The 24,075-nt window shown below is 64.7% G+C and carries 24 protein-coding genes; 12 read left to right on the forward strand and 12 right to left on the reverse strand.

Features of this window, described 5'->3' with window-relative positions:
• Positions 1 to 31: 31 nt before the first annotated feature.
• From DFR39_RS14845 to DFR39_RS14890, 10 genes are all read right to left on the reverse strand, one after another.
• Entirely contained in the window at positions 32 to 1,459 is a 1,428-nt protein-coding gene (locus tag DFR39_RS14845) for a DegQ family serine endoprotease (RefSeq protein WP_133604363.1), read from the reverse strand.
• Positions 1,460 to 1,576: 117 nt separating this feature from the next.
• Positions 1,577 to 1,996, reverse strand: a complete 420-nt coding sequence (locus tag DFR39_RS14850) for a hypothetical protein (protein ID WP_133604364.1) — start codon at positions 1,994 to 1,996, stop codon at positions 1,577 to 1,579.
• Positions 1,997 to 2,096: 100 nt separating this feature from the next.
• Positions 2,097 to 3,341 carry a beta-ketoacyl-ACP synthase II gene (fabF, locus tag DFR39_RS14855; protein WP_133604365.1) on the reverse strand — a complete coding sequence of 415 codons (1,245 nt, stop codon included), beginning with the start codon at positions 3,339 to 3,341 and terminating at the stop codon, positions 2,097 to 2,099.
• A gap of 50 nt (positions 3,342 to 3,391) precedes the next feature.
• Positions 3,392 to 3,631 (reverse strand): acyl carrier protein, encoded by a 240-nt coding sequence (acpP, locus tag DFR39_RS14860; protein ID WP_058936430.1) that lies wholly within the window; start codon positions 3,629 to 3,631, stop codon positions 3,392 to 3,394.
• Positions 3,632 to 3,782: 151 nt separating this feature from the next.
• Entirely contained in the window at positions 3,783 to 4,520 is a 738-nt protein-coding gene (fabG, locus tag DFR39_RS14865; RefSeq protein ID WP_133604366.1) for a 3-oxoacyl-ACP reductase FabG, read from the reverse strand.
• A 15-nt stretch (positions 4,521 to 4,535) separates the two neighbouring features.
• Positions 4,536 to 5,477 carry an ACP S-malonyltransferase gene (gene fabD, locus DFR39_RS14870; protein WP_133604367.1) on the reverse strand — a complete coding sequence of 314 codons (942 nt, stop codon included), beginning with the start codon at positions 5,475 to 5,477 and terminating at the stop codon, positions 4,536 to 4,538.
• 23 nt (positions 5,478 to 5,500) lie between these two features.
• The gene (locus DFR39_RS14875; protein WP_133604368.1) at positions 5,501 to 6,499 is read right to left on the reverse strand and encodes a beta-ketoacyl-ACP synthase III; all 999 of its coding nucleotides are present in this window, start codon (positions 6,497 to 6,499) and stop codon (positions 5,501 to 5,503) included.
• On the reverse strand, positions 6,496 to 7,602 hold the full coding sequence (gene plsX, locus DFR39_RS14880; RefSeq protein ID WP_133604369.1) for a phosphate acyltransferase PlsX: 1,107 nt from the start codon (positions 7,600 to 7,602) through the stop codon (positions 6,496 to 6,498). Before plsX ends, DFR39_RS14875 begins: the two co-directional genes overlap by 4 nt.
• Positions 7,603 to 7,792: 190 nt before the next feature.
• Positions 7,793 to 7,975, reverse strand: coding sequence for a 50S ribosomal protein L32 (gene rpmF, locus DFR39_RS14885; RefSeq protein ID WP_133604370.1), 183 nt, complete (start codon positions 7,973 to 7,975; stop codon positions 7,793 to 7,795).
• Between the two features lie 250 nt (positions 7,976 to 8,225).
• The gene (locus DFR39_RS14890) at positions 8,226 to 8,798 is read right to left on the reverse strand and encodes a YceD family protein (RefSeq protein ID WP_133604371.1); all 573 of its coding nucleotides are present in this window, start codon (positions 8,796 to 8,798) and stop codon (positions 8,226 to 8,228) included.
• A 48-nt stretch (positions 8,799 to 8,846) separates the two neighbouring features.
• On the opposite strand from DFR39_RS14890, the gene DFR39_RS14895 reads away from it, so the two are divergent.
• Together DFR39_RS14895 and DFR39_RS14900 are read left to right on the forward strand one after the other, a co-directional pair.
• Positions 8,847 to 9,467, forward strand: coding sequence for a Maf family nucleotide pyrophosphatase (locus tag DFR39_RS14895; protein ID WP_409846253.1), 621 nt, complete (start codon positions 8,847 to 8,849; stop codon positions 9,465 to 9,467).
• Complete coding sequence (locus tag DFR39_RS14900) at positions 9,464 to 10,270, forward strand: SAM-dependent methyltransferase (RefSeq protein ID WP_133604373.1); 807 nt, start codon at positions 9,464 to 9,466, stop codon at positions 10,268 to 10,270. Before DFR39_RS14895 ends, DFR39_RS14900 begins: the two co-directional genes overlap by 4 nt.
• A gap of 54 nt (positions 10,271 to 10,324) precedes the next feature.
• Here the strand turns inward: DFR39_RS14900 and DFR39_RS14905 are convergent, their stop codons facing one another.
• Positions 10,325 to 11,833, reverse strand: a complete 1,509-nt coding sequence (locus DFR39_RS14905) for a DEAD/DEAH box helicase (protein ID WP_133604374.1) — start codon at positions 11,831 to 11,833, stop codon at positions 10,325 to 10,327.
• A 50-nt stretch (positions 11,834 to 11,883) separates the two neighbouring features.
• The gene (locus DFR39_RS14910) at positions 11,884 to 13,014 is read right to left on the reverse strand and encodes an MraY family glycosyltransferase (protein WP_133604375.1); all 1,131 of its coding nucleotides are present in this window, start codon (positions 13,012 to 13,014) and stop codon (positions 11,884 to 11,886) included.
• A gap of 147 nt (positions 13,015 to 13,161) precedes the next feature.
• On the opposite strand from DFR39_RS14910, the gene DFR39_RS14915 reads away from it, so the two are divergent.
• The 10 genes from DFR39_RS14915 to neuC are packed head-to-tail and all read left to right on the forward strand — an operon-like array spanning position 13,162 to position 24,075.
• On the forward strand, positions 13,162 to 15,114 hold the full coding sequence (locus DFR39_RS14915) for an SLBB domain-containing protein (RefSeq protein WP_133604376.1): 1,953 nt from the start codon (positions 13,162 to 13,164) through the stop codon (positions 15,112 to 15,114).
• A 52-nt stretch (positions 15,115 to 15,166) separates the two neighbouring features.
• Positions 15,167 to 16,291, forward strand: coding sequence for a Wzz/FepE/Etk N-terminal domain-containing protein (locus DFR39_RS14920; RefSeq protein ID WP_246030850.1), 1,125 nt, complete (start codon positions 15,167 to 15,169; stop codon positions 16,289 to 16,291).
• A gap of 53 nt (positions 16,292 to 16,344) precedes the next feature.
• Positions 16,345 to 16,740: a MarR family EPS-associated transcriptional regulator gene (locus DFR39_RS14925; protein ID WP_133604377.1), complete on the forward strand. Its 396-nt coding sequence runs from the start codon at positions 16,345 to 16,347 to the stop codon at positions 16,738 to 16,740.
• Positions 16,737 to 18,056, forward strand: a complete 1,320-nt coding sequence (locus DFR39_RS14930; RefSeq protein ID WP_133604378.1) for a UDP-glucose dehydrogenase family protein — start codon at positions 16,737 to 16,739, stop codon at positions 18,054 to 18,056. The genes DFR39_RS14925 and DFR39_RS14930 overlap by 4 nt, the downstream gene beginning before the upstream one ends.
• Positions 18,053 to 19,111, forward strand: a complete 1,059-nt coding sequence (locus DFR39_RS14935) for a Gfo/Idh/MocA family protein (protein ID WP_133604379.1) — start codon at positions 18,053 to 18,055, stop codon at positions 19,109 to 19,111. The genes DFR39_RS14930 and DFR39_RS14935 overlap by 4 nt, the downstream gene beginning before the upstream one ends.
• 2 nt (positions 19,112 to 19,113) lie before the next feature.
• Positions 19,114 to 19,593, forward strand: a complete 480-nt coding sequence (locus DFR39_RS14940; RefSeq protein ID WP_133604380.1) for an acyltransferase — start codon at positions 19,114 to 19,116, stop codon at positions 19,591 to 19,593.
• Positions 19,594 to 19,600: 7 nt separating this feature from the next.
• Entirely contained in the window at positions 19,601 to 20,725 is a 1,125-nt protein-coding gene (locus DFR39_RS14945; protein ID WP_133604381.1) for a DegT/DnrJ/EryC1/StrS family aminotransferase, read from the forward strand.
• Entirely contained in the window at positions 20,722 to 21,732 is a 1,011-nt protein-coding gene (locus tag DFR39_RS14950; RefSeq protein WP_133604382.1) for an NAD-dependent 4,6-dehydratase LegB, read from the forward strand. The genes DFR39_RS14945 and DFR39_RS14950 overlap by 4 nt, the downstream gene beginning before the upstream one ends.
• A gap of 16 nt (positions 21,733 to 21,748) precedes the next feature.
• Positions 21,749 to 22,915, forward strand: coding sequence for a LegC family aminotransferase (locus DFR39_RS14955; RefSeq protein ID WP_133604383.1), 1,167 nt, complete (start codon positions 21,749 to 21,751; stop codon positions 22,913 to 22,915).
• On the forward strand, positions 22,912 to 24,075 hold the full coding sequence (gene neuC, locus DFR39_RS14960; RefSeq protein WP_133604385.1) for a UDP-N-acetylglucosamine 2-epimerase: 1,164 nt from the start codon (positions 22,912 to 22,914) through the stop codon (positions 24,073 to 24,075). The genes DFR39_RS14955 and neuC overlap by 4 nt, the downstream gene beginning before the upstream one ends.

A 24,075-nucleotide genomic window follows, 5' to 3' on the forward strand; every position in this document is an offset into this window, starting at 1 on the left:
AGACCCGCCACCGCACTTGGTTGGCAAGGGCTCAGCGCCCCGGTCGCAGCAGCAGGTAGTTCACCACATTGCCTCGGCGGACCAGCAGATTGATCAGCTTGGCCTTCTCCAGCTTGGCGATCACGGCGTGGAACTGCTTGGCATTCTGGATCTCGGTGTTGTCCACAGCGAGGATCAGATCGCCTTCGCGCAGGCCGGCGCGAGCGGCAGCCCCCTCCACAGATTCCACACGCACACCGCCGCGCAGCTTGAGCTCACGCTTCTGCGCCTCGCTGATGTCGGTCACGGCCAGCCCCAGGGCGGGAGCCGGCTTGGGCGCGGGCTCCACATTGCGGCGCGCGCTCTCATCTTCGAGTTCGGCCACGGTGATGGGCAGGTCCTTGTAGGCACCTCGACGGAACACCTGCATGCTGACCTTGCTGCCGGGCTTGGTCGCGGCCACGATGCGGCGCAGATCGGCGGCGCGCTCCACGGCCTTGCCATCGAACTTGAGGATCACGTCCCCACCCTCCAGGCCCGACTTCTCGGCCGGACTGTCCTCCAGCACGCGTCGCACCAGGGCGCCCGCCGGCTTGCCCAGGCCGATGGCCTCCGCCACCTCCTTGCTCACATCCACCGGCTCCACGCCGATGCGTCCGCGCACCACCTTGCCGGCACTGCGAAGCTGCTCGGCCACACGCATGGCCTCGTCAATCGGAATCGCAAAGGAGATGCCCATGAAGCCACCCGAGCGGCTGTAGATCTGGGAATTGATCCCCACCACCTCGCCACGCATATTGAGCAGCGGGCCGCCCGAGTTGCCGGGATTGATGGCCACGTCGGTCTGGATGAAAGGCAGGAAGTCGCCGGTGTCTCGCGCCTTGGCGCTGACGATGCCGGCCGTTACGGTGCTGTCAAAGCCAAAGGGCGAGCCTATGGCCAGCACCCACTCACCCACCTTCAGGCGTGAGACCTCACCGATCTTCACCGCCGGCAGGCCGCTGGCCTCAATCTTGACCACGGCCACATCGGTACGCGCGTCGGCGCCAATGAGGCGGGCCTTGAACTCCCGCTTGTCCGTCAGCGTGACCCAGACTTCGTCCGCACCGTCCACCACATGGGCATTGGTCATCACCAGGCCGTCAGCACTGAGGATGAAGCCGGAGCCCACACCGCGGCGCTGGGGGGCATCCTCGTCCTCACCCTCCCCGCCCCCGCGTGGGCCACGCTGGTTCGGCACGGGGATGCCGAAGCGGCGCAGGAACTCGAGCATCTGCTCGTCCATATTCGGCGCGCCGGCGGCACGCCGCGCACGCTCTGCGGTTCGGATGTTGACCACCGAGGGCGCGCTGCGCTCCACGAGTTCGGTGAAGTCGGGCAAGTCGCGGACGGCCTGTGCCTGCGCAGCGGGCACGTTCATAGCACCCAGAGGCAGCAGGGCCGCAGCGGCGCTGCGCAGCAGGACACGACGGAAATTCATGGCAATTGGCATCATCGGAATCTTGGCTGAATGAACCCGGTGCTTACCGGACACGCAAGCATCGCACACAGGCGCTCATTGTGTGCGACAGCGGCCGTAGACGCACAAGGCGCCCCCTCAGGTCCAGGGCGGCGCCCCCTCTTCCCCGGCACGCTGCTGGACCGCCACATACAGCGTGGCGCGCAAGGCCTGCCAGTGCGCGGACTGGTCGGCGCGACACAGCGCCAAGTAGCGCCCAGGCGCCCAGCCCCGGGTCGAGCGGATATGCAGCAGCAGCCAGTCGTCAAAGTCCAGCGCCACACGTACATGAACGGCGCGCTCTTCCATATCGCCCGGCGCGCACGCGGCGCCTAGATGCCAAGCCTGACCATCCCAGCGCAGCCGCAGGGGCACATGCCCGGCCAACATCCAGCCCAGCCAGGCAGCGGCGGGCAGTATCAGCAGAGTCAGACCGAACCAGCAGGCCTCGGAACACCGGGGGCGGTCCGCCACGGCATCATGGCTGGCCAGGGCGAACGAGAGGGCAGCGGCTGCCACGGCAAAAACGAAAGCGGCTGCCCAACGCAGCCGCTTTTCAGGCCCCAGATCCAACGCGAAGGCGCTGGCATGACGGGGCGGGGCCTCCATGGGCCCGACCTCAGACCCGCTTGAAGATCAGCGTGCCATTGGTACCGCCGAATCCAAAGTTATTCTTGGCGGCGTACTCGATCTTCATCTCCCGCGCCGTGTTGGCGCAGTAGTCCAGGTCGCACTCGGGATCCTGGTTGAAGATGTTGATGGTGGGCGGCGCCACCTGGTCGCGCACGGCCAGCGCCGTGAACACCGACTCAATGCCGCCCGCGCCGCCGAGCAGATGCCCGGTCATGGACTTGGTGGAGCTGACCGCCAGCTTCTTGGCGTGATCGCCGAAAGCCAGCTTGATGGCATTGGTCTCGTTGACGTCACCCAGCGGCGTCGAGGTGCCGTGGGCGTTCATGTACTGCACCTGATCCGGATTCAGGCCTGCATTGCGCAGGGCCGCGCGCATGGAGCGCTTGGGGCCGTCCACATTGGGCGCAGTCATGTGATAGGCATCGGCACCCATGCCGAAGCCTGCGAGTTCGCAATAGATCTTGGCGCCACGCTTCTTGGCGTGTTCGTACTCTTCCAGCACCAGCACGCCGGCGCCCTCGCCCAGCACGAAGCCGTCGCGATCCTTGTCCCAGGGGCGGGACGCGGTCTTGGGGTCGTCGTTGCGGGTGGACAGGGCACGGGCGGCCGCGAAGCCGCCGATACCCAGGGGCGAGACGGTCGACTCGGCACCGCCGGCGATCATCACGTCCGCATCCCCGTACTCGATCAGGCGACCCGCCTCGCCGATGGCGTGCAGGCCGGTGGTGCAAGCAGTCACGATGGCCAGGTTGGGCCCCTGGAAACCGTACTTGATCGAGACATGGCCCGAGATCATGTTGATGATCGAGGCCGGCACAAAGAAGGGCGAGACGCGGCGCGGGCCGCGGCTCATCAGCTCGGCGTGGGTTTCCTCGATCATCGGCAGTCCGCCGATGCCCGAACCCACCAGCACGCCGATGCGCTCGGCCTGCTCTTCCGTCAGCTGATCATTGGTGGGCAAGCCCGCATCCTGCACCGCCTGCACAGACGCCGCCAATCCGTAGTGGATGAAGGTGTCCATGGTGCGCGCCTCCTTGCTGGAGAGATAGGCGCTCACATCGAAGCCTTTGACCTCGCCGGCGAACTGGCAGGCAAAGTTGCTGGCATCGAAACGGGTGATGGTGTCAATGCCGGACTTGCCAGCCAGGATGTTGGCCCAGCCCTCAGACACCGTGTTGCCCACGGGGCTGATCAGGCCAAGACCGGTGACGACAACGCGACGACGGCTCATGCGGTAAGGGATCAGTTAACGGAAGACAGACCTGGGCGCGACAGCGCTCGTCAGGCCTTCTGGTGCTTGACGGCGTAGTCGATCGCCAGCTGCACGGTGGTGATCTTCTCGGCTTCTTCGTCCGGGATCTCGATGCCGAACTCGTCTTCCAGGGCCATCACCAGTTCCACGGTGTCCAGAGAATCGGCGCCCAGATCAGCCACGAAGGCCTTCTCATTGGTCACATCGGCTTCGGGCACGCCGAGTTGCTCGGCGATGATTTTCTTGACACGTGCTTCGATATCGCTCATGACTCCTCCAGGAGGGGTTTGCTAGGAACAGCCCGGGATTCTAAGGCCTCTAGGGTGGCGCACCTAAGTTCAGGCTTGACGACACCCCGGAGCACCTTCACCGGCCGGGCGAATCCGGTGGGCGGGGCCGCGAAGCGCCCGCCACAGTCTCTCAATTCATGAACATGCCGCCGTTGACATGCAGTTCGGTGCCGGTGATGTAGCCGGCACCCGACGAGGCCAGGAAGGCCACCGCCGCGGCAATCTCCTCGGGCGCGCCCAGGCGGCCCAGCGGAATCTGGCCCAGCAGCGCAGCCTTCTGGGCCTCGGGCAGGACCTCGGTCATATCGGTGGCGATAAAGCCCGGGGCCACGCAGTTCACGGTGATGCCGCGGCTGCCCAGCTCACGCGCCAGGGCGCGGGTCATGCCGGCCACGCCGGCCTTGGCCGCCGCGTAATTGGCCTGCCCCGGATTACCCGATGCCCCCACCACCGAGGTGATGCTGATGATGCGGCCAAAGCGCTGCTTCATCATCGTGCGCATCACGGCGCGGCTCATGCGGAAGACGGCCTTGAGATTGGTGTCCAGCACCGCATCCCAGTCCTCGTCCTTCATGCGCATGGCCAGGGTGTCGCGGGTGATGCCGGCATTGTTGACCAGCACCTGCAGGCCGCCATGGGCCTTGACGATCTCGTCCACCGCGGCCTCGCAGGCCGGGCCATCGTTCACATTCAGCACGATGCCACGGCCACCCTGCGGGGCCAGGGCCTCGCCGATGGCGGCGGCGCCGGACTCGCTGGTGGCGGTGCCGATCACGAGATAGCCCTGGGCGGCCAGGTGTTGCGCGATGGCGCGGCCGATACCGCGGCTGGCGCCGGTGACCAGCGCGACTTGCTTGCTTTCGCTCATAGATTCTTCTGTTTCTCAGCCCAGGAGGTTCTTGGCCTCGGCCAGGGAGGCCGGGTCCAGCACGGTGCAGCTCTGCAGCTCGGCGTCGATACGCTTGACCATGCCGGCCAGCACCTTGCCGGGGCCGCACTCGATGACGTGCGTCAGGCCGCTGGCCTTGAGCGCCTGCACCACCTCGACCCAGCGCACGGGGCCAAAGGCCTGGCGGTAGAGCGCGTCACGCAGGGCGTCGGCACTGTCGGTGACGGCCACATCGATATTGTTCACCACCGGGAAGGCCTGAGCGGCGAAGCTGATCTCGGCCAGCTTGGTGCGCAGCACCTCGGCGGCGGGTTTCATCAGGCTGCTGTGGAAGGGCGCGGACACCGGCAGGGGCAGCGCGCGCTTGGCACCCGCGGCCTTGAGCAGCTCGGCAGCTTTCTCGGCACCGGCCTTGCTGCCGGCAATCACGGTCTGCTTGGGGTCGTTGAAGTTGACGGCCTCGATGACCTCGCCGCTCTCGGCCGCGGCCTGAGCACAGCCGGCGCGCACGGCCTCGCCGTCCAGACCCAGGATGGCATACATGGCGCCTGCGCCCACCGGCACGGCCTGCTGCATGGCCTGGGCGCGCAGACGCACCAGGGGCAGTGCCTGGCCCAGGCTCAGCGCACCGGCGGCCACCAGGGCCGTGTACTCGCCCAGCGAGTGGCCGGCGGCCGCAGAGGGCTGCAGACCGGTTTCGGCCATCCAGGCGCGGTAGCAGGCGATGCCGGCGGTCAGCATCACGGGCTGGGTGTTGGTGGTCAGGTCCAGCTGGTCCTTGGGGCCGTTCTTGATCAGGGCGCCAATGTCCTCGCCCAGGGCCTCGGAGGCCTCGGCCAGGGTGCGCAGCACCTCGGGGTGATCACCCCAGGCATCCAGCATGCCCACGGCCTGGGAGCCCTGGCCGGGAAAGACGAAAGCAAACTTCGCAGTCATGTGTTCTTGTCTCGTGGCTTGAATCAGAAGTCCAGCAGCACGGCGCCCCAGGTGAAGCCGCCGCCCACACCTTCCAGCAGCACGGTCTGGCCGCGCTGGATCTTGCCGCTGCGCACCGCGGCGTCCAGCGCCAGCGGGATGGAAGCGGCCGAGGTATTGCCATGCTCATCAACGGTGACGATGAGCTTGTCCAGCGACATCCTCAGCTTCTTGGCGGTGCCCTGCATGATGCGGATATTGGCCTGGTGCGGGATCAGCCAGTCGATGTCGGCATCGGTCTTGCCGGCCTTCTCGAGCACCGAGCGCGCCACCTTCTCCAGCACGCTCACCGCCAGCTTGAAGACGCCCTGCCCGTCCATCTTCAGGAAGGGATGGCCGGTCACCGCGCCGCCCGCCACCTGGCCGGGTACGCAGAGGATGTCCACATGGCGGCCATCGGCATGCAGCTCGGAGGCCAGAATGCCCGGCGTCTCGGAGGCGCCCAGCACCACGGCGCCGGCGCCATCGCCGAAGAGCACGCAGGTGGTGCGGTCCTTGAAGTCCAGGATGCGCGAGAAGACCTCGGCGCCCACCACCAGGGCCTTGCTCGCGGCGCCACTCTTGATCATGGCGTCGGCCACGGTCAGGGCGTAGACGAAACCCGAGCAGACGGCCTGCACATCAAAGGCCGCGCAGCCCGCCACGCCGAGCTTGCGCTGCAGCAGCGCGGCGGTGGAGGGAAAGACCATGTCGGGCGTCGAGGTCGCGACGATGATCAGGTCGATGTCCTCGGCCGTGATGCCGGCCGACTCCAGGGCCGCACGGGCCGCCGGCAGGGCGAGGTCGCTGGACGTGACCTCGGGCGCCGCGAAGTGGCGCGCCCGGATGCCGGTGCGCTCGACGATCCATTCGTCCGAGGTCTCAATGCCGTCGCGTGCCAAACGCTCGCTCAGCTCTGCATTGCTCAGCCGCTGCGGCGGCAGAAAGCTGCCGGTGCCGAGGATGCGGGAATAACGGGGTGAAGATGTGGAAGAGGCGCTCATGCAGCTTGTGAGGCCGTTTGCGGCCCCTTGTCTCCTGCATCGCCATCGACCTGGGCAGGCGTGGCCTGCAGCGTGGCGATGATGCGGTCGTGAACCCGGTCCAACAACCGGTTACGGGCGGCATCATACGCCCGGTTCAGCGCCTGCTCGAAAGCGAAGGCGTCGGCCGAGCCGTGGCTCTTGAAGACCAGGCCACGCAGGCCCAGCAGCGCCGCGCCGTTGAAGCGGCGGTGATCCAGGCGGTGCTTGAAGCGCTTGAGCACGGGCAGAGCCAACAAAGCCGCGGCCTTGCTCAGGGGGCTACGACCGAACTCCTCGCGCAGCATGGTGCTGATCATGGTGGCCAGTCCCTCGGAAGTCTTGAGGGCCACATTGCCCACAAAACCGTCGCAGACCACCAGATCGGTCGTGCCCTTGAAGATGTCATTGCCTTCCACATTGCCGTGGAAGTTGAGCAGGCCCGCGGCACCGGCATCGCGCAGCAGTTCGCCGGCGCGCTTGATGGTCTCGCTGCCCTTGATCACTTCCTCGCCGATGTTCAAGAGGCCCACGCTGGGCTCCTCGCGCCCCTCGACGGCGGCCACCAGGGCCGAGCCCATCAGGGCGAACTGCAGCAGATGCTCGGCCGTGCAGTCCACATTGGCCCCCAGATCCAGCACCGTGGTGTAACGCCCGGTCTGGTTGGGCATGACAGTGGCGATGGCCGGACGGTCGATGCCGTCCAGGGTCTTGAGCAGGTAGCGGGCCACGGCCATCAGCGCCCCGGTATTGCCAGCCGAGACGCAGACCTGGGCGGCCGCGGGCGCGCCGTCGGTCGCCTTGAGCTGCTGAATGGCCACGCGCATGGACGAATCCTTTTTGCGGCGCAGCGCCACCTCGACCGGATCGTCCATGGTCACCACCTCGCTGGCGGCCACGATGGTGCAGCGAGGCCAAGCGGCCGCATCGGCCAGGGCTTCGGGGCGCCCCACCAGGAGCAACTCGGCCTGCGGGTGCGCAGCGAGGAAGGCCCGGCAGGCCGGCAAGGTCACGGAAGGCCCGTGATCACCCCCCATGCAGTCGACGGAAAGACGCACGGGCTGGCTGGAATCGTAGGAATGCATCAGGGCAGGAAACTGCGGTGCAGGGCTGATGTGTGAAGGCGCGACCTTACGCGAGGCCACGGTGAGCGACAAGCGGGCTCACCCGCAAGCGAAAGCAAAGGCACAAACACAAAAACCCGGCACCGCAGCATGCAGTCCGGGTCTTGCTTACCTGCTTCCTGGCACCGCGGTAAGGCGGCGCAAGCAAGATTTAGGCGTCAGCCTTGGTCTTCAGGACCTTGCGGCCACGGTAGAAGCCGTTGGGGCTGATGTGGTGACGCAGATGCACTTCACCGGTGGTCGGTTCAATCGCGGTGCCCGGGTTCACCAGAGCATTGTGCGAACGGTGCATGCCACGCTTGGAAGGCGACTTCTTGTTTTGCTGAACGGCCATGATTTTCTCCTAGGGCTTCGGTGCCTGAGGCTCGCATGCCAGACCCTCTCGGATCCGCTACCGCCGCCCCATGATTCGACAGTTGTTCGACGCTTTTTGCGCTCGTCGACAAGAGCGCCCGGCGACCGCTGCACACACAGGCTTCGCACCCACATGTCAGGCAGCCAAGCTGCCCACCAACGACCCTATTACCGGGAAAGCCCGAAAGTGTAGCACAAGCCAGCCGACATGCCTAGCCGGCGGATCGTGCTCACTTCTTCTTCAACGCCGCCAGCACCGCAAAAGGATTGGGCTTCTCACTCTCGGCCTGCTCCAACTCGGCCTCGCCCACCGCCTGGGGCAGGACTTCCGGACAGACCTCGTGGCGCGGCACCAGGGGCAGGTCCAGCAGCAACTCATCCTCGACCAGCTCTTGCAGATCCAGGGCCCGCGTCAGGGCCAGCACCTCGTCCTCGCTGTCGGCATCGAGCTCGGCAGCCTCGGCCTCGTCACGCACAAAACGGAACCAGCGCGAGAACTGCAGGTTTTCGCGCACCGGCTGTAAGCAGCGCTGGCAGCTCAGGGCCACCTCGGCCGAAGCCTCCAGCAGCATCCAGGTCTGAGCCTCGCCACCGCGCGGCTGGCGCAGCTCGCCGCGCACCGACCACTGAACGGGCGACCAGCCCGCCGCTGGTGCCTCGGGCGCGGCCGCCTCGGCCAGGCGCTCCAGCTCGACGGCCGGCCATTCGCCGGACAAAGACTGACCATCACGGGCCAGGGCGGCCACATCGAGCTTGCGGGGAGAAGGCGGCTTGCTGGCGCCGCGGGCACTGCGCGTATTCATGCCCGCAAGTGTAGAGGGCCGCCCGAGCGCGATGGGACAATGCCGCACATGTCATCACCCGCCCGCCACGCGCCGCAGCGCCTGATCCTGGGCAGCAGCTCCACCTACCGGCGCGAGCTGCTGCAGCGCCTGCGCCTGCCTTTCGAATGCCACAGCCCCTCCATCGACGAGAGTCCTCTGCCCGGCGAAGCCCCGTCCGACACAGCCCGGCGCCTGGCCCTGGCCAAGGCCCGAGCCGTGGCCGTGCAGCAGCCGGGCGCCGTGGTGATCGGCTCGGACCAGGTGGCCGAGCTCGATGGGCAAGCCCTGGGTAAGCCGGGCAGCCACGAACGCGCCGTGGCCCAGCTGCGCGCCATGAGCGGCCGGCAGCTTCAATTCCACACTGCGGTGGCCGTGCTGGATGCGCAAGGCCAATGCGTGGGCGAGGCCCTCAGCACCGTGCGGGTGCGGCTGCGCGTGCTCAGCGAGGCCGAGATCGAGCACTATCTGCGCGCCGAGCAGCCCTATGACTGCGCCGGCAGCGCCAAGGTCGAGGGCCTGGGCATCACCTTGCTGGAGGCCGTGGAGTCCGACGACCCCACCGCCCTGATCGGGCTGCCGCTGATCGCCACCACCACCCTGTTGCGCCGCGCGGGCTTTGCCCTGCCCGGCACCGGAACCACCGCATGAACGCCAAGCAAGACAAGCCGACCGGGCGGCTCTACCTGATGCCCAACACCCTGGACTTCGGCGTGCCGGGTGCCGAGATGCCGCTGGACCATGTGCTGCCGCGCCTGGCCCTGGAGGTGGCAGCCCGCCTGCGCTGCTGGGTGGCGGAGAACGCCAAGACCACGCGCGCCTTTTTGAAGCGGGTGGACGCCCTGTGCCCGCTGCAGCAGCCCCTGCAAAGCGTGCAGATCGCCGAGCTGCCCCGCCCCCCAAAGGGCGGCGGCGCACACAAGCCGCTCAAGGACGCGCAGTCCGGCGGCGGCAAGAATGAGTGGCAAGCCCTGCTCGCCCCCGCCCTTCAGGGCGAGGACCTGGGCCTGATCTCGGAGGCCGGCCTGCCCGCCATTGCCGACCCCGGCGCCCAGCTGGTCGCCGCAGCCCATGCGGCACAGATCGAGGTGGTGCCGCTCGCCGGCCCCAGCTCGCTGCTGATGGGCCTGGCGGCCAGCGGCCTGAACGGGCAGAGCTTTGCCTTTGTGGGCTATCTGCCCGTGGAGGCTGCGGCACGGGTGGCGCGCATCCGCGAGCTGGAGGCCCTGTCGGCCCGCCAGCAGCAGAGCCAGCTGATGATCGAGACGCCCTACCGCAACGAGGCCTTGCTGCAGGCCCTGCTGGGCGCGCTAAAGCCACAGACGAGGCTGTCGGTCAGCTGTGGCCTGAGCCTGGCTCAGGGCTTCACCCGAAGCACCACGGTGGCGCAGTGGCGCGCTCAGCCCGCCGCCTTGCCCGACAAGGTACCTGCCGTGTTCGCGCTGCTTGCTTGAGCCCAGCAAAAAGGGCGCCGTCGGCGCCCTGTGTCTTTATGATGTTGCGCGAGCTCAGGGTTGCTGAGCCTCGGCTTGCACCGCCGCCTGAGGCGCCGGCGCAAGCGCGGGCTGGGGCGCCGGCTTGGCGCCGAAGAGGGCCGCCACCTTCTTCTTGGGCTTGATATAGGGCGAGAGGCCGCCACGGCCGGCTGCAGCCGTGGCCGGCGCCGACTTTTCCCAGGCCGGCTTGGCATCGTCGGACAGGCTGGGCTCGTAAGGCTTGTCGAAGAAGGGGTCGCGCGAGGCCGGCGCGGGGCGCGGCGCACGCGGCGCGGGGGCGGGGCTGGCCGCGTAGGACGAAGCACCCGACGACTCGCCATAGCCTTCGCGGCGCGGCGCACGACGCGGACGCTCGTCTTCCAGCTCCAGGGCTTCGAGCTCGATCTTGCGCTTGGTCAGCTTCTCGATCTCGGCGGTCAGGCGGGCGTCGGCCTTGGTGACCAGGGTGACGGCAATGCCCGAGGCGCCGGCGCGGCCGGTACGACCAATGCGATGCACATAGTCCTCGGCATTGAAGGGCACGTCGAAGTTGAAGACGGCGGGCAGGTCGGCGATGTCCAGACCACGGGCGGCCACATCGGTACAGACCAGCACGTCTACCTCGCCGCGCTTGAAGGCGTCCAGGGCCTTGAGGCGCTCGTCCTGGGACTTGTCGCCGTGCAAGGCATTGGTGCGCAGACCATCGCGCTCGAAGGAACGCGCCAGGCGGGCACAGCCCAGCTTGGAGTTCACAAAGACAATGGCCTGCTTGATCTGGCGCTCGCGCAGGATGTGGATGATGGCGCGACGCTTGTCGTCGTCTTCCACGCTGAAGAAACGCTGCTCCACGGTAGAGGCCGTGGCATTGGGCCGTGCCACCTCCACCAACTCGGGGTTCTGCAGATAGCTCTGGGCCAGGCGCTTGATCTCGGGCGAGAAGGTGGCCGAGAACAGCAGGGTCTGGCGCGCCTTGGGCAGGTAGCTCAGGATGCGCTGCAGATCAGGCAGAAAGCCGATGTCCAGCATGCGGTCGGCTTCGTCCAGCACCACATACTCGACCTGGTTGAGCACCGCGTTCTTGGCCTCGATATGGTCCAGCAGGCGGCCCGGGGTGGCGATCAGCACCTCAACCCCGCCCTTGAGCTGCAGGGTCTGGGGCTTCATGTCCACGCCGCCAAAGACGCAGGCCACGCGCAGATTGGTGTGCTTGGAATAAGCCTTGACGTTGTTGGCCACCTGGTCGGCCAGCTCGCGGGTGGGCGCCAGCACCAGGGCGCGTACCGGGTGCCGGGCCGGTGAGGCGCTGGCGTTTTCATGCTTGAGCATGCGCTGCAGCAGGGGGATGGAGAAGGCCGCGGTCTTGCCGGTGCCGGTCTGCGCAGCGCCCATCACGTCGCGGCCGCTGAGCACGATCGGAATGGCCTTGGCCTGGATCGGCGTCATGGTCGCGTAGCCCTGGTCGGCCACGGCGCGCAGCAGCTTGGCATCCAGCGGCAGCGTGTCGAAGCGGGCGGGCGGCGGAGTGATGGTTTCTTCGGTCATGGGGCGGGATTATCCCCCAGGGCGCTTGTCCAGCGGGATTTCACCAGGGCTCAACGCTCGCCCAGGCGTGATTTGTCCATGCTGCTTGACGCACGAAACACCAGCCACTTGGGTGTACGGAAACGCACGATGCGCCAATACAGACCCACGTACAGCACGGCAAACACCAGCATGCAGGCAGCCAGCATGACCGTGGAACGCCAGAACAGCAAAGCCGGCACCAGGGAGGTCAGGCACAGCATCCACAGATAGGGCGCCGTCATGGAGTTGCGACGGGTCAGCGCACGCGCATCACGCGCACCCACGGCCCAGCGCATGAGCCGGCGATAAATCAGTGAGTGGAGATGGATGCCATCGGGCTCGCCAGGCGAGGCGTCGCGCAGGAAACGGCGCCGGTAGATGGAGAACACGGTCTCGAACACCGGATAGATGCAGACCATCAGCGGGAACAGGGGCGAGACCTCGGCATGACGCGCGATCAGCAGAATGCCAATCTCGGCCAGGAAAAAGCCCATGAAATAGGCGCCGCCGTCCCCCAGGAAAATCAGGCCGGCCGGGTAATTCCAGACAAAGAAGCCCAGGATGGCGCCTACCCCAGCCAGAGCCCACAGCGTCAGCTCCGTGTCACCCAGCTGGTAAGCCACATAGGCAAACACCAGCAACATCAGGCTGACGCACATGGAGGAGAGACCATTGAAGCCATCGATGATGTTCACCGAATTGGCCACACCCGCCACCACAAAAACCGTGACCAGGGTGGCACCCACGGTGGTGGCCACCACCCAGTCCAAGCCGGGAATGTCGGTGCGCGTGATCAAGGCGCCGAGAAATGTGCCCCCAAGCGCCGCCGACACGGCCGTGGCCAGCAAACGCTTGGCCGGCGATACGCGCTTGGTGAAATCCTCCACCAAGCCCGCACCGAAGGCCGGCAGGCCGCACAGCAGGATCAGCAGACCCAGATGCTCGTACGGCATCGAATCCAAGCCGAACCCCAGCAGCACGCAGGCCGCCAAGCCCGAGAAAATGCCCACACCCCCGATGCGAGGCACGGGACGGGCATGGAACTTCTGAGGACCGGAAAGATCATGGTCCGCCGAGAGATGCCCATGTTTGGCCGACGAATGGACCACCAGCAGCGTTACAGCCGCCGCGACCACAAAGGAAACGAGCAGGAACAACATATGGCCGCGAGTGTACGGGCCGATCCCCAAAAAGCCGGCCCCGAGCAGACCAAACCGCCCCTTAGAATGTCGCGCCTAGCTCACACCCGGCCTGCCCTGCGGCACGGTCGGGATCGTCACGAGATGCTTCAATCGCCGAGACCACTCATGAATGTCCGCGCCTCTCGCGCCCGCCTGAACCTGCGCCCCCTTGTGGCAGCCCTCTTGGCCGCAGCGTCGCTGGGCCTGGGCAGCCTGCCAACCCAGGCCGCCCCGCTCTCCAACAGCACGGATCAGGAAGAGTCCGGCATGGGGCCGGTGCGACTCAACAGTGGCAGAGCCACCGGCTCCGAGGGCATGAGTCTGCGCGAGAACGGCAGTGCACAGAGTACCTTGCGTGAGCGCAAGCCCGCCCCCTACAAGCCGGGTGAATTCGAGATCTATGTGAACAAGCTGCTGGGCTGGGAGCCAGTGAACTCTCGAATCCAAGGCAGCGATACCCAGGCACAGAGCGCGACTGGCGAGCCAGAGCGCGAACTGCTGGTCAAGCGTCTGGGTGCAGAGCTCATGATGCCTAGCGCGACGGACGACGCTCCGCGGCAAGTCCCGCTGGACTATGTGATCGGCATCGGCGATGAGGTGCAGCTCACCCTGTGGGGCTCGGTCGATGCAGACCTGCGCCTCACCGTGGACAACGCCGGCCGCATCGTCGTGCCGCGCGTAGGCCCCATCCTGGTGGCTGGTCTGCGCTATGCCGAGCTCAACGAGGCCATCAGCCGCCGTGTGGGCCAGGTCTTCAAGAACTTCCAGGCCAGTGCCTCGCTGGGTAGGCTGCGCGGCATCCGCGTCTATGTGACCGGTTTTGCCCAGCGCCCCGGCAGCTACAACATCAGCAGCCTGTCCACCATCGTCAGCGCCCTGATGCAGGCCGGCGGCCCCTCGGCGGCCGGTAGCTTCCGCCAGATCGAGCTGCGCCGCGCCGGCAAGCCCGCGGTCAAGTTCGACCTCTACGACCTGCTGCTCAAGGGCAATCGCGCCGCCGACCTGCCTCTGCAGTCCGAGGATGTGGTGCATATCGGTCCCGTGGGCGCGCAACTGGCCGTGCTGGGCAGCATCAACAAGCCGGTGATCGCTGAGATCAAGCCCGGCGAGACGATTGACGACGCGCTGAACATGGCCGGCGGCTTCAACCCCGTAGCCGATCGCAGCCGCATCTCCATCGAGCGCCTGAGCGAGCGCAACGACCGCCGCGTCACCGAGCTGGCCCTGCCGGCCCAGTCCTCACAGCCGCTCAGCAATGGCGACATTCTTCGCGCCTTCAGCAGCGTGGCCGCCACCCTGCCCCAGCACAAGCAGTACAAGCGCGTGCGTGTGGAAGGCGAGGTGCAGCGCCCCGGCGAATATGTGCTGGCCCCCAACAGCACCATCAACGAAGCCATCCAGGCCGCCGGCGGCATGACCCCGCTGGCCTATGTCTTCGGCACCGAGTTCTCGCGCGAGAGCGTGCGCATCAAGCAGCAAGAGAACTACGAGCGCGCCCTGCGCGATCTGGAAACCGAGTTCGCCCGCGCCACCAGCACGCAGCGCGCGCTGACCGCTGACGAGAGCGCCGCCCAAGCGGCCCGCGCCACCGGCACGACCCGACTGATCGAGCGCCTGCGTGCCGTCAAGCCCACAGGCCGCGTGGTACTGCAACTCAGCGCCGACGCGACCAGCCTGCCCGAACTCACCTTGGAAGAAGGCGACCGCATCATGATCCCGCCGCGCCCCACCACCGTGGGCGTGTTCGGCAGCGTATTCAACAACGGCAGCTTCCTCTGGAAGAGCGGCAGCTCGGTGGACGACGCTCTGCGTCTGGCCGGCGGCCCCACCCGTGGCGCCGACACCAGCAGCACCTTTGTGCTGCGCGCCAACGGCAGCGTGATCAGCGCCCAGCAGACCAGCGGCGGCTGGGTCAGCTTCGGCAGCGCGCTCGCGAATGTGGCTGCCCTGCCCGGCGACACCGTCTTCGTGCCCGAAGAGATGAACAAGACCACATTCATGCAGTCGGCCAAGGAATGGACGCAGATCCTGTATCAGTTCGGTCTGGGCGCAGCAGCCTTGAAGACCATCAAGAACTGAGCGCGACAAGCACAACAACATCTGGCCTGACCCCGCCTGGAGCCATCCAACCGTGACGCAGAACAACAATGCTCAACCGCAAGCGCACCCCGCCGACCACAACCCCTGGAACGAAGACGAGGGCGTAGACCTTCTGGAGCTAGGCTCGCACCTGCTCAACAAATGGAAGCTGCTGGTTTCGGTGCCTTTGCTCGTCGGTACCCTGACCTTAGGGGGCACCTACCTCATCAAACCCACCTTCACGGCGCAAACAATCTTCCTCCCCCCCCAGCAACAACAAAGTTCAGCCGCATCCGCACTTGCATCTCTCGGTGCGCTTGCCGGCCTCGCAGGCGGCGCAGGCAGCCTCAAAACGCCAGGCGACCAATACGTTTCGCTGATGCAGAGCGCGAACGTGGAAGACCGCATCATCGACCGCTTCAAGCTCATGGCGCTTTATGAGGCGAAGTTCCGCTTCGAAGCTCGCAAGGAGCTCGAGCAAAACGTTCGCATCAGCCTGGGAAAGAAGGACGGCTTGATCACAGTAGAAGCCGATGCCAAAGATCCGCAGTTGGCCGCCGATATGGCCAATCAGTACGTCGCCGAATTGCGCCGGCTGACATCGGAACTAGCCCTCACCGAAGCGCAGCAGCGCCGTGCCTTTTTCGAGACTGAGCTCAAGAACACCAAGACCAAGCTCGCCGAGGCACAGCAAGCACTCCAAAGTGGTGGCTTTAATGCCGGCGCCATCAAGGCCGAGCCCAAGGCCGCAGCGGAGAACTACGCACAACTTAAAGCTCAGTTGACCGCCGCCGAGGTTCGCCTACAAGCACTGCGCCGCACCCGAACCGACACTGCCCCCGAAGTGCAACAACAGGCCAGCTTAGTTGCCGCTCTACACGGACAGTTAGTCAAGCTCACGACCAAGACTGATGACAGCCCCAGCGCCGACTATGTCAGCCGCTATCGGGAGTACAAGTATCAGGAAGCTTTGTTCGAACTATTCTCCAAGCAGTACGAGATCGCGCGATTGGACGAGAGCCGCGATGGCGGCTCCATCCAAGTCATTGATGTGGCAACACCGCCCGAACTAAAGAGCAAGCCAAGGCGCGCCATCACCGCCGGCATTGCTTGGCTACTTGCGCTGACTGCTACTAGCATCTTCTTTATTGTCAACCACCGCAAACGGCCCACATAAGCCATCACCATGGGTTGGACCACGGGCGAACATCTGCTACATTCACGCGTTCAATGAGTGAACAATCGTCCCGCCCGACCGAGCAAGCAGGGACTAGTGCATTGGACGGCCACAGTCTCGCTGCGCTCAGATTACTTGCGCGTGCGCCGCTGCAGTCACAGCGCGAACTAGCGACAGCTCTCGGCATGAGCCTTGGGCGCACTAACTTTGTTCTGCGGGCATTGCTCGAGAAAGGGCACGTGAAAGTTCGCAACTTCCGAAAGAGCGGCAACAAACTCGCGTACGCCTATGTTTTGACGCCATCCGGCATTGCGGAAAAACTGCGTCTTACGCGTCGCTTTATTCAACGGAAGGAAGAAGAGTTTGAGCAACTCAGGCTAGCGATTTACGAACTCAAGGCAGAACTAGAGACAGGCTCAACAACGCAGAAGAATTGTGAGAATGAATGAAAGCGACCGTAATTGGATCTGGATATGTTGGCCTAGTTACTGGCGCATGCTTGGCTGACGTTGGCAACGACATCGTTTGCTTAGACATCGACACACGCAAGATCGCCATGCTCGAGGCTGGCGATGTGCCCATCTACGAACCAGGGCTCAAGGAACTGATCGAGCGCAATGCGCGAGCAGGGCGACTACGTTTCACCACGGATGTGCAAGTCGCCGTGACCCACGGCGATCTGTTGTTCATCGCGGTGGGCACCCCGCCTGGCGAGGATGGTTCGGCTGACCTGCAGCATGTGCTGTCTGCCGCACGTGGAATAGGCAAGCATTTGCGCGGCAACCAAGTGGTGGTCAACAAGAGCACTGTCCCCGTCGGCACTGTCGATCTGGTGCGAAACGCAATACAGCACGAGCTTGCAGTACGCGGTACTGAGCTGCGCTTTTGCGTACTCTCCAATCCGGAGTTTTTGAAGGAAGGCGCAGCAATCGATGATTTCATGCGCCCCGACCGAATCGTCATCGGTGGCGAAGAGCCCTGGGGCTTGGAGCTGCTTCGCGCGCTCTACGCCCCCTTTGAGCGCAATCACCCCAAGGTGATCACGATGGATGCACGCTCAGCCGAGTTAACGAAGTACGCGGCAAATGCCATGCTCGCCACACGCATCAGCTTCATGAACGAGCTGGCACTGTTGGCCGATCAAGTGAACGCCGACATTGATCATGTCCGCCGAGGCATCGGCTCAGACCCGCGCATCGGCACACACTTCCTGTACGCCGGCTGCGGGTACGGTGGCTCCTGTTTTCCCAAGGACGTCCAAGCATTACTTCATACAGGGCAAAAGCATGGGCAACCTATGCGAATTCTGGACGCCGTTGAGAAGGCTAACGAGCATCAGAAGCGGGTTCTCGTCGAAAAACTGGTGGCCGAATGCGGTGACCTGTCAGGATTGACTGTGGCAGTGTGGGGCCTGGCGTTCAAGCCAGAAACCGACGATATGCGCGCGGCGACAAGCTTGGTCGTTGTTCCTGAACTATTGGCTCGCGGCGCGGCGGTAGTGGCCTATGACCCTGTTGCTACCGAAACCGCGGCCAAGGAGTTGCCGAGGTCTGATCGCCTGCGCTTTGCCGAATCAGCCGATGCGGCAGTGGACGGTGCCGATGCCCTGCTGATCGTCACTGAATGGAAAGAATTCAGGAGCCCGCGCCTTGAGCGCCTAGCCAGTGCACTGCGGCTGAAAGTCGTGGTGGACGGCCGAAACATCCTTGATCCGCGACAGGCCCGCGCGGCTGGACTGACCTATCTCTGCATTGGACGACCATGATCAATTTCGCCATCATCGGCTGCGGCCGCATTGCCAAGCGCCATGCCGAACTGCTCGGCACTGGGCAGATTACAGGCGCTCGCCTGGTCGCCGTTTGCGATATCGATTCGACTCGCGCCCAGGCTTTCGCCGAGCGCTTTGGCGTGCCTGGATTTACCAGCATTAGCGAGATGCTGACCGCTCCTGGCATTGATGCTGTAGCAGTGCTGACGCCAAGCGGCATGCATGCCGAGCACGCCATCATGGCTGCAAATGCAGGCAAGCATGTCGTGGTCGAAAAACCAATGGCACTCCGCTTGGAAGACGCGGACGCCATGATTGCTGCCGCCGACCGAAACAAGGTCCGCTTGCTCGTCGTAAAGCAGAACCGCTTCAACGTTCCGGTTGTCAAGGCCTACGAGGCACTGAGTGCCGGCCGTTTTGGCCAACTGGTACTGGGCACGGTGCGCGTACGCTGGTGCCGCGATCAGGGCTACTACGCACAGGACGCTTGGCGCGGCACCTTCGCTCAAGATGGTGGCGTGATCGCCAATCAGGCCAGCCACCATGTCGACATGCTGGGCTGGTTCATGGGCCCGGTGGAGAGCATTCATGCACGCGGCGTGCGCGCACTAGTGGACATCGAAGCCGAGGATACATGCGTCGCCACAGTCAAGTTTCGCAGTGGCGCCGTCGGCGTCATCGAAGCAACCAATGCCACTCGACCCAAAGACCTGGAAGGCTCGCTGTCGATACTCGGTTCCGGCGGTACGGTTGAGATCGGCGGTTTCGCTGTGAACAAAATACGCCATTGGAACTTCGTCGCCCCCCGGGAAGAGGACGCCGAGGTGATGGATCGCTTCTCGGTCAACCCACCCAATGTGTACGGCTTCGGTCATCAAGCCTATTACGAGCATGTCGTTGCTGTACTGGAAGGCCGAGAGAAAGCGCTTGTTGACGGCCACGAAGGCCGGGCTAGCCTGGAACTGGTCGCCGCACTGTATGAGTCCATGGCCAGCGGCCTGGAAGTCTCGTTGCCTCTCAAAACCGAGCATAGCCGCCTCGGGCGCGCCTGACCATGAGCCGCGCTCCCACGCTGCTGCAAGCCTCCATACGGGACGTGACCTGCGGTGAAGGCGTCAAAATCGTCCAACCGGCGAACGTCTATGAGTGCACGCTTGGCGATGGCTGCTTCGTCGGCCCCTTCACCGAGATCCAGAAAGGCGTGACGATCGGCGCGCGCACACGCGTCCAGTCCCACAGCTTTATCTGCGAGCTCGTGTCAATCGGCGCGGACTGCTTCGTCGGCCATGGTGTCATGTTCATCAATGACGCCTTCTCTGTCGGCGGTCCGGCCCGCGGGCGGCGCGAACTATGGAGGTCCACCGAGATCGGTAACCGTGTCTCGCTCGGCTCGAACGCGACGATCATGCCTGTGCGGATCTGCGACGACGTGGTCGTGGGCGCCGGTGCGGTCGTCACCCGCGACATCACCGAACCCGGCTTCTACGTCGGAAACCCGGCGCGCCTGCTGCGTGCCATGCCAAGCAAGGATTGAGAACATCATGGCTGACACAGTCCACGTGCCTTTCGCAGATCTGCACGCCCAGTACCTGACCATCAAGAGCGATATTGATGCAGTCATCGCCGACGTGATCCGGACCTCCGCCTTCATCCGGGGCCCTTACGTCGACAAGTTCGAAGCCGCGTTCGCGGACATGATGAACGCTAAACACTGCGTGTCCTGTGCCAACGGTACAGACTCGCTTTACATCGCGATGCACGCTTTGGGCGTTAAGCCTGGCGACGAAGTGATCGCGCCAGCGCACAGTTGGATTTCGACGACCGAGACGATCACTCAGGCCGGCGGCAAAGTAGTGTTCTGCGATACCGACCCGCTCACCCACACGATCGACACGTCTAAGCTGGCTGCATTGGTGACACCGCGCACGGTCGGCGTTATCCCGGTCCACATCTACGGGCAGCCTGCCGACATGGACCCGATCATGGCCATTGCGAAACAGCACGGCCTGTGGATCTTGGAAGACTGTGCGCAGTCGCACTTGGCACGCTACAAGGGCCGGCTGGTCGGCACCTTCGGCAATGCCGCCTCGTTCTCGTTTTATCCGGGCAAGAACCTCGGTGCGATGGGCGATGCAGGTGCTGTGACGACCAACGATCCGGAACTCGCCAAGCGCATGGCCATGTTCGCGCGTCATGGTGGCCTGACCAAGGGCGACCACCAGATCGAAGGCATCAACAGCCGTCTGGACGGCCTGCAGGCAGCGATCCTGTCGGTCAAACTGCCGCACCTACCCAAGTGGACGCGGGCTCGCCAGCATTGGGCGAATGTCTACACCGAGCGGCTGAGCGGCATCCCGGGCGTCAGCGTCCCCGCAGTTGCCGAGGGCCGCGAGCCGGTCTGGCACCTTTATGTGATTCGCCACGAGCGTCGCGACGCGTTGGCCGCGCACCTGAAGTCCAAGGGGATCCAGACCGTCATCAACTACCCGACTGCCCTGCCCTTCCTGCCTTGCTACGCGCCGATGGGCCACAAGCCGTCGGACTTCCCGAATGCCCACCGCGATCAGAGCCGCATCCTGTCACTGCCCATCTTCCCGGAGATGACCGAAGCGCAGATCGATGCTGTGGTCGAGGCCATTCGCAGCTTCGATGGAGCCGCCGCATGAAGCTCGCAGGTAAGAAAGTCCTCGTCACCGGCGCCGATGGCTTCATCGGCTCCCACCTGACCGAGCACCTGGTCCGGCAGGGTATCGATGTCCGTGCATTCGTCTACTACAACAGCTTCAATTCTTGGGGTTGGCTGGACGAGTCCAGCGAGGACGTCCGCAAGTCACTGGATGTGTTCGCCGGCGACATCCGCGACCCGAACGGCGTGCGCGCCGCGATGCAGGGTTGCGACGTAGTGCTGCACCTCGCCGCACTGATCGCGATCCCCTACTCCTACCACTCTCCCGACACCTACATCGACACCAACGTCAAGGGCACACTCAATATCGTTCAAGCCGCACGTGACCTGGGCGTCGAGCGGGTCGTGCACACATCGACGAGCGAAGTCTACGGCACAGCGCGCTTCGTCCCGATCACAGAGGAGCATCCACTACAGGGCCAGTCTCCCTACTCGGCTAGCAAGATAGGCGCAGACCAAATCGCGCAGAGCTTCTTCCATTCGTTCGAGACCCCGGTGACGACCATACGGCCGTTCAACACCTATGGCCCACGCCAATCCGCACGTGCGGTGATCCCGACGATCATCACGCAAATCGCCGCCGGCGCGCGTCAACTCAAGCTTGGCGCCCTGCATCCGACACGTGACTTCAACTACGTGCGCGACACGGTGCGCGGCTTCCTGGCGCTGGCCGAGTGCGATGCAGCCGTGGGCCAGGTCGTCAACGTCGGCAGCAACTACGAAGTCACCATCGGTGATACGGCGGCATTGATCGCCGAGTTGATGGGTCGTGAGGTCGAATTCGTCAGCGACGAGCAGCGCATCCGTCCGGCGGGCAGCGAAGTGGAGAGACTGTGGGCCGCGAACGCAAAGGCTCGCGAGCTCGCGGGCTGGACGCCCGAGTATCCCGGCGTAGAGGGCCTCAAACGCGGTTTGGCCGAGACCATCGACTGGTTTACCCAGCCTGAGAACCTGCGCCGCTACAAGGCCGGCGTCTACAACATCTGACACCTCAGGACCGCGCATGTCCATCGCTCCAACCGTTCTCGACCGCATCCAGCGTGTCACGCAAGCACCAAAGGTTGCGCTCCATGAGCCAACCTTCGGCGGCAATGAGTTGAAGTATGTGACCGAGTGCATCCAGACAGGCTGGGTATCTTCAGTCGGCGAGTATGTCAACCGTTTTGAGCGCGAGTTGGCGGCCTACACCGGCGCGGCACATGCCGTGGTCGTCAGCAACGGCACCTCCGGACTACAGGTAACTCTGGAGCTGGTTGGAGTTCGGCGCGATGACGAAGTGCTGGTGCCGGCTCTGTCTTTCGTGGCGACGGCTAATGCGGTGCGCCACTGCGGCGCATGGCCGCACTTTGTAGACAGCGACGTGTGCACGCTCGGCATTGACGTGGCCAAACTCGAGGCTTATCTCCGCGATATCGCCGAGCAACGCAATGACGGCTGCTATAACCGCCGCACTGGCCGCCGTATTGCGGCTGTCGTGCCAATGCATACCTTCGGCCACCCGGTGGACATGCCAGCGCTGGTGGAACTCGCTGAGCGGCATCGCCTGGAGATCGTCGAAGATGCCGCCGAGTCGCTAGGCAGCTGGATAGGTGACAGGCACACTGGCACCTTCGGACGTTGCGCAATGCTGAGTTTCAACGGCAACAAGATTGTCACCACCGGCGGCGGCGGCGCGATCATCACAAACGATGGTGCGCTGGCCAAGCGCGCCAAGCATGTCACCACGACGGCCAAGCAGCCTCACCCATGGGCGTTCTTCCACGACGAGGTGGCCTACAACTTCCGCATGCCCAACCTCAATGCGGCCATGGGCTGTGCGCAGTTGGAGCGGATCGGACAGTTCCTTGAGGCCAAGCGATTGCTCGCCAGCCGCTACGTAGACGCTTTCCGTGATGTGCCGGAGGTTAGCATGTTCCTAGAACGCCCCGGTACCCAGGCCAATTACTGGTTGCAGACGCTGCTGCTCGCGCCCGAAGTGGCGGCGCAACGCGACGAGATACTCGCTACGACGAATGCCGCCGGCCAAATGACCCGCCCCGTCTGGGAGTTGCTTTACACCCTGCCCATGTATAGCTCCTGCGAGCGCATGGCCACACCGGTGGCGGACGATCTCGCCCAGCGCGTCGTCAACCTGCCCAGCAGCCCGCAGCTGATGCCGGGGGTGGTGTGAGCGCTCGTCGCAAGATCGCCGCGGTCACAGGAAGCCGCGCGGAGTACGGCCTGCTGTACTGGGTCCTGAAGGACCTACAGGCCTGTCCCGACGTGGAGCTGCAGCTGATCGTGACCGGCATGCACCTAGCGCCGGAGTTCGGCCTGACCGTGAGCGAAATCGAGCGCGATGGACTGCCTATTGCGCGGAGGGTGGACATGCTGGTGAGCGGCGACACGCCGACCAGCACGGCCAAGTCGCTTGCACTGGGTGTGCTCGGAATGTCGGATGCACTCGGGCACCTGGCGCCGGACATCATGCTGGTGCTCGGTGACCGATTCGAGATCCTCGCCGCAGCACAGGCCGCGATGATCCACAACATCCCGATCGCACACATTGCTGGCGGCGACACGACCGAAGGCGCGTTCGACGAGGCGATCCGGCATGCGATCACCAAGATGTCGCACCTGCATCTGGTAACAACCGAGTCCTCCGCACGGCGAGTGCACCAGATGGGCGAGGACCCGGTACGCATAAGGATCGTCGGCAGCCCAGGGCTGGACCATCTGAACCGGCGGCCGCTACTGGACCGCGCTGCACTCGAGGCGGCGCTTGGGGCACCGCTGGGTCACCGCAACTTGCTGGTCACCTTCCATCCCGTCACGCTCGAGGCCGGCGAAGGACTGCGTCAGCAGCAAGAACTGCTTTCGGTTCTGGCCGCCATGGGCAACGACACCGTGTGCTGGTTCACCTTGCCAAACGCGGACACGGGGGGCCGCGCTCTTGCCGCCGATCTGCGGGCCTGGGCCGCCGGCCGCGCCAACGCACATGTCTTTGCTTCGCTGGGACAATTGCGTTACTTGAGCTTGATGTCGCAGGCCGACATGGTCATCGGCAACTCTTCAAGCGGGCTGTACGAAGCCCCGTCATTCAAGTGCCCCACTGTCAACATTGGAGATCGCCAGCGCGGCCGGCTGGCTGCAGCCTCGGTATTGCATTGCGAGCCACACGCGAACAGCATCGCCGCGGCAATTGAACGTGCCTGGACGCTGGACTGCACCAGCGTGGTCAATCCATATGGAGACGGCCACTCAAGCGCCCGCATAGTGCAGGCGCTGCTCGAATTGCCGCTGGGCGAAGCATTGCTCAAGAAGCAGTTCCATCTGATCCCCTCGAACTGA

The organism is Roseateles asaccharophilus (genome assembly GCF_004362405.1).
In the GTDB taxonomy this organism is placed as follows: Bacteria; Pseudomonadota; Gammaproteobacteria; order Burkholderiales; family Burkholderiaceae_C; genus Kinneretia; species Kinneretia asaccharophila.